This window comes from Cobetia sp. (genome assembly GCF_983723665.1).
In genome coordinates this window covers 5,720-11,784 of the sequence record NZ_CFDJES010000098.1, presented here as the reverse complement: position 1 = coordinate 11,784, position 6,065 = coordinate 5,720, and the positions used below count along the sequence as shown (strand labels likewise).

5 protein-coding genes are annotated in these 6,065 nt (G+C 64.4%); 1 reads left to right on the top strand and 4 read right to left on the bottom strand.

Annotated features, from left to right (window positions below):
* Together hppD and AC4FAH_RS10450 are read right to left on the bottom strand one after the other, a co-directional pair.
* A partial coding sequence (gene hppD / locus AC4FAH_RS10455; protein WP_490245991.1) for a 4-hydroxyphenylpyruvate dioxygenase occupies window positions 1-1,055 on the bottom strand: 1,055 nt, incomplete at its 3' end.
* 356 nt (window positions 1,056-1,411) lie between these two features.
* Entirely contained in the window at window positions 1,412-2,017 is a 606-nt protein-coding gene (locus AC4FAH_RS10450) for a LysE/ArgO family amino acid transporter (protein WP_043331275.1), read from the bottom strand.
* A 135-nt stretch (window positions 2,018-2,152) separates the two neighbouring features.
* Here AC4FAH_RS10450 and AC4FAH_RS10445 point away from each other — a divergent pair, with 135 nt between their 5' ends.
* Window positions 2,153-3,091, top strand: coding sequence for a LysR family transcriptional regulator ArgP (locus AC4FAH_RS10445; protein ID WP_286988291.1), 939 nt, complete (start codon window positions 2,153-2,155; stop codon window positions 3,089-3,091).
* Window positions 3,092-3,133: 42 nt separating this feature from the next.
* Here the strand turns inward: AC4FAH_RS10445 and argE are convergent, their stop codons facing one another.
* Window positions 3,134-4,372, bottom strand: coding sequence for an acetylornithine deacetylase (gene argE / locus AC4FAH_RS10440; RefSeq protein ID WP_347421216.1), 1,239 nt, complete (start codon window positions 4,370-4,372; stop codon window positions 3,134-3,136).
* 231 nt (window positions 4,373-4,603) lie between these two features.
* Window positions 4,604-5,812, bottom strand: coding sequence for a formaldehyde dehydrogenase, glutathione-independent (gene fdhA, locus AC4FAH_RS10435; protein ID WP_054555477.1), 1,209 nt, complete (start codon window positions 5,810-5,812; stop codon window positions 4,604-4,606).
* Window positions 5,813-6,065: the final 253 nt, after the last annotated feature.

The following is a 6,065-nucleotide window of genomic DNA, read 5'->3' as shown; positions in this document are numbered from 1 at the left end:
CGGATCTGGTCTTCCTCGATGGATTCGAACAGCGCCTTGAAGTTGCCCTCGCCGAAACCATCGTTGCCCTTGCGCTGGATGATCTCGAAGAAGATCGGCCCGATCACCGTCTCGGTGAAGATCTGCAACAGAATGCCCTCCCCCGGCGCGCCATCGACCAGCAGGTTCAATGCCTTGAGGTCCTCGACATTCTCTTCGTGGTTGGGCACCCGCGCATCGACCTTCTCATAATAGGTGGCCGGCGTGGTCAGGAAGGTGACGCCATTGGCCTTGAGCGCCTTGACGGTGGCATGGATATCATCCGTCGCCATCGCCAGATGCTGGATACCCTCGCCATGGTATTCGCGGATGAATTCCGCGATCTGGGAGTCATCATCCGCTGACTCGTTGATGGGAATGTGCATCTTGCCGCACGGTGCCGTCATCGCGCGCGAGAAGAGCCCGGTCATCTTGCCTTCGATATCGAAATAGCGGATCTCGCGGAAGTTGGCGATACGCGCATAGAAGTCTGCCCACACATCCATCTGGCCACGCCCGACATTGTGGGTCAGGTGATCCAGCGTATGCAGGCCGACACTGTTGGCATTCTCGATTGCGCCGTCGATGGCGACGAAGTCGGTATCGTAGATCGAGCGCTCGCGGTGATGGTCCACGAAGTACAGCACCGAACCGCCGATGCCTTGCACCGCAGGGATGCCCACCTCGCCCGGCCCGACCGGGTGCTCGACGCTGCGCGCACCGTGCGCCAGGGCGTAGCGATGCGCCTGCTCGGCATCCGCCACGCGCCAGGCCATCGCACAGGCACTCGGGCCGTGGATCGCCGCGAATTCCGCCGCCGGGCTGTTCGGCTCGGCGTTGAGCACCACATTGATGCCGTGCTGCTGAAACAGGAACACCTGCTTGGAGCGATGGCGACGGGTCTCGGTAAATCCGAGCTGGTTGAACAACTTGCGCAGGGCATCGATGCCGGCCGCATCCGGGGCCGTGAATTCGACGAACTCGAAGCCGTCCGTGCCGATGGGATTGTGCTGTTCGATACGCGCCGGTGCGTTCATGAGAGGCTCCTGAGTCAGGCTGCCGACAGGGCAGGCAAGGTAGAGAAAAGGCGGGCAACATCCTTCACGACAGGCGAACGCATCGCGCCTCGCCTGTCGTGTCCCGATTCCGTTATCGGAAATCTATGCCTTGCCTGCCACCCTGCCCATTCGCCTTGCGCCTGCTTTGGTGCCGTGTCCGGCCTCTTCCCACGCCAGACATGTAACGAAACCCTGCCATGGCGCTGACGGCTATCTCGACACTGCCCACTCGGGGCACTCCCGCTGCCGCCAGCGCCTGACACTGCGTCATGCTTTCTTTACACCTATCGGCGCGTCACGCCTGCTGTTGCCTCTTGCCCGCCTTGCGTTGGCCGCTAGAGCCAGGCACCGCTGCCCAGCTGCCAGGCCACCCACAGCAGAATCGTGGCGATGAAGGCCTCGATGACCTGCCAGGCACGCGGACTGGTCAGACGTGGCGCAAGCCAACCGGCACATGCCACCAGACCGAAGAACCAGCCGAAGGAGGCCAGGCTCGCCCCGACGATGAAGCTTTGCGGGGACGGCTGCTGCGCGCCGATCGCGCCCAGCATCACCAGCGTATCCAGATAGACCTGCGGGTTGAGCAGCGTGACGGCCAAGGTCGCCGCCAGCACCTTGCCGAGGTTGGCCTTGAGCGCGTTGCTCGCCGTCAGCTGGCCGCCAGTGCGCATGCGCCCCAACGCCTTGAGTGCCTGCCAGAGCAGAAACGCCACCCCGCCCCAGCGGGCAATGCTCATCAACAGCGGCGATTGCTGCATCAGCGCCCCCAGCCCGAGCACGCCGGCGATGATCAGCACGCCATCGCACAACGCGCAGAGCCCCGCCACCCACCATTGATGCTCGCGCTTGAGACCCTGTCCCAACACGAAGGCATTCTGCGCCCCGATGGCGATGATCAAGCCTGCGCCTACCCCTGCCCCATTGAAGAATGACCACCACATATCGCCTGTCCTTTCGTCGTGTCGTTGCCGTGACTGACGACGTGTGCCACGGCTGTCAGTGCTGAGGCAAGCAGAGTACGCTAGGATGAATACATCAAGGAAATTGATTCAGGGAATGGATCATAAGGAATACTGATGCTGGACTATAAACTGCTGGAGGCGCTGGCGGCCGTCATCGATCAGGCGGGCTTTGAACGCGGGGCGCGAGCACTGGGGCTGACGCAGTCAGCGGTCTCGCAGCGCATAAAACTGCTGGAGGCACGGCTGGGGCAGCCGGTACTGGTGCGTACACCGCGCCTGGGGCCGACGCCACTCGGGCGGCGCCTGCTCAATCATGTCCAGCAAGTGCGTCTGCTGGAGCATGATCTGCTCGACCAGATTCCCGCCCTCGGCGAGAGCGAGCAGCGACTGCGCATCGCCATCAATGCCGATTCGCTGGCCACCTGGTGGCCGACAGTCACCGGCAGTTTCTGTCGCGAGCGTGACCTGTTGCTGGACATGCTGGTGGAAGATCAGGAAGTGGCGCTCAGGCGCATGCGCGATGGAGAAGTCGCGGGCTGCATCTGTGCCACGCCACGCCCGGTGCAGGGTGCGCGCTCCCACCCGCTGGGCAGCATGCGCTATCGGGCACTGGCCAGCCCGGACTTCGTGCAGCGCCATATCGCGAAGAAAGGCCACGCCATCCCGCCCCTTCTGCCGGCCGAGACCCTGCGCAGCATGCCCGCCATCGTCTATGGCCGTGATGACCGCCTGCAACACCGGCTGTTGTCGACCATGGGCTTCGATGAGTCCTTCCCCCACCATCTATGCCCGTCGTCGGAAGGCTTCGTGCGTCTGGCCTTGAGCGGCATGGGCTACGGCATGATTCCCGAGCAGCAGGCGGCGCATCTGCTGGCCAGTGGTGAGCTGGTGGATATCGCGCCGAACCATGCCCTCGATGTGCCACTTTACTGGCATCACTGGCGCCACGGTGGCAGCACGCTGGACAAGCTCACCGACCACCTGCTGCGGGAATGTGCCACGGTGTTGCGCCCGATGCCGGAGCAGGAGACGCCCCGCCCCGGCATGCTGTGAGAGCGCGTGTCAGTCGTGCATCAGGCCCGGCAAAAAGGGGGCTCAGCCGCCCTGTTGCTCACGCACCAGCTGGGCCAGGAAGCGATCACAGGCCGCCAGCTGGCTGAGCTCGATGTACTCGTTGGCCTGATGCGCGACCCCGATGGAGCCTGGCCCGCAGACCACCGTCGGCCAGCCTTCGCTCTGGAACTGTCCCGCCTCGGTGGTGTACGCCACGGCCTCGCTGGCCCGCTCATCGCCCAGCAGACGCTGGCAGAGGCGAATGGCCGGGTCCCGATCGCCATGCCCGAGTGACGGCACCGTTTCCACCGTGCGTTCGCTACGAATCGCCACTTCTGGCGCCCGCTCCCGATAGGGAGCGACCAGACGCTCGGCGTGGGCATCGATCTCCGCCAGCATCGCCTCGACATCCTCGCCCGGCAGATGGCGCAGCTCCCAGTCGAAGATGCACTCCCCGGCGGTGATGTTGACCGCCGTGCCGCCCTCGATGCGCCCGACATGCAGACTGGCGTGGGGCACATCGAAGCGCTCGTCCAGATGACCGCAGTCGATGCGCGCCTGCATGCGGTCCTCGATGAAGGTCACCATGCGCGCCGCCAGATGGATGGCACTCACCCCCTGATAGACCAGGCTGGAATGCGACGGCTTGCCGGTCACCGTGGTGCGCAGATCGGTAATGCCCTTGTGGGCATCGACGATCGCCATCATGGTCGGCTCGCCCACCAGCACCGCCGCCGGACGCGGCAGGCGATCACGCAGGCGCGCGATCATGCGCGGCGCGCCCAGACAGCCGATCTCCTCGTCATAGGAGAAGGCAAGAATCACCGGCTTTTTCAGCGTGCCCGCACGCTGGGCATTCACCAGCGCCGGCACCGCCGCCATGCAGCAGGCGATGAAGCCCTTCATGTCGGAGGAACCGCGCCCATGAAGTCGACCCTCGGCCTCACGCAGCGTGAAGGGATCGCTGCCCCAGGCCTGGCCCTCCACCGGCACCACATCGGTGTGCCCGGAGAGCACCACGCCGCCCTCGACCTCCGGCCCGATCACCGCCAGCAGATTGGCCTTGTCGCCGCCATCGTTGTGGATGACCTCGGCACTGACGCCGACCACTTCCAGGGCGTCGCGCAGGCAATGGATCAATGCCAGATTCGACTCGCGCGACACGGTATTGAAGCTGACCAGATGCGCCAGCCAGTCGCGGCTATTGGGCCAGTCGGAGAAATCGGCGTGCTGCGGCATCAGGCTGGCGGTATTGGCGATGGGGGACGCTGAAGCGGACATGGGCATTCCTGTGCAGATACATCAGAGCGGAGAGCACCATACGCAGCGCGCTGGCCTCATATGCCCACCGGTATAGCGCAGCGCCTCTTCGACAACAAGGGCCTGGCTGCAACATCCGCCTGGCAGGCACGCTTCAAAAAAGACGACGCCGCCACACCCGATGAAAGGGCGTGGCAGCGTCGTCTGTGGCGACAGAACTCCGCTACGGGCGGGAGTCAGGCCGTGATGGCATCAGGCGGCACGGCCGTTGCGCACCATGGCGTGGGGGTCGATGACGAATTTCTTGGCAGCGCCGCCATCGAAGTCCGCATAGCCCTGCGGCGCTTCTTCCAGACTGATGACCTGCACATTGACCGCATCGGCGATATTGACGCGCCCGAACAGGATCGCCTGCATCAGCGGGCGGTGATACTTCATCACCGGGCACTGGCCCGTGTGCAGCGAGTGGGACTTGGCCCAGCCCAGCCCGAAGCGCATCGACAGCGCCCCGACCTTGGCGGCCTCATCCTCGGCGCCCGGGTCTTCGGTGACATAGAGACCGGGGATGCCGATCTGGCCGCCGGCACGCGTCAGCGCCATCGCCGAGTTGAGCACCGTGGCCGGTTGCTCACGGCCGTGGTCACAACCACAGCCATGCGCCTCGAAGCCGACGCAATCGACGAAGCAATCCACTTCGCGCTCGCCGAGAATCACCTCGACCTTGTCTTCCATCGAGCCTTCCTGACGCAGATCGATGGTCTCGCAGCCGAAGCTCTCGGCCTGCTGCAAACGCTCAGGGATCATGTCGCCGACGATGACACAGGCCGCCCCAAGCAGCTGGGCGGAGACGGCCGCCGCCAGCCCGACCGGCCCGGCGCCCGCGATATACACCGTGGAGCCCGGCCCAACCCCCGCGGTCACACAGCCGTGGAAGCCGGTGGGGAAGATATCGGACAGCAGCGTCAGATCACGGATCTTCTCCATCGCCTGGTCGGCATCCGGGAACTTGAGCAGGTTGAAGTCGGCATAGGGCACCATGACGTAATCTGTCTGACCGCCAGTCCAGCCGCCCATGTCGACATAGCCGTAGGCCGCGCCGGGACGCGCCGGATTGACGTTCAGACAGATCCCCGTCTTGCCTTCCTTGCAGTTGCGGCAGCGGCCGCAGGCAATGTTGAAGGGGACCGAGACGATGTCACCGACCTTGATGAATTCCACATCGCGCCCGGCCTCGACGACCAGACCGGTGATCTCGTGACCCAGCACCAGGCCCTGCGGGGCCGTGGTGCGGCCACGCACCATGTGCTGATCACTGCCGCAGATATTGGTCGAGACGACCTTGAGAATGACCCCGTGTTCACACTTGCGATTTCCCAGCGCCAGGGTCGGATAGTCCAGTGATTCGACACTCACCTTCCCCGCTCCCTGGTATACGACTCCGCGATTGGCATTGGCTGACATGACGTGCTCCTGGCTGGCATGGGGTTTGGCACGTGGCCGGCGTCAGGCAGACAAGCTGGCTTGCGCCGCTCGTCACTTTTCCTGCACCGGCCACCAGCCCCCGGTCGGTGGCGTCCAACCGGTAGGGCTTATGCAGACTAGGTCAGTTGTCACAGGCTGGCTGTCCAGATGAGGCATCGACATGCCTAAATGAGACAGTTCACGACCAAAGTGTCACTTCGGTTGCCCGCAAGCCCACGCGCCAGTGCCCCCG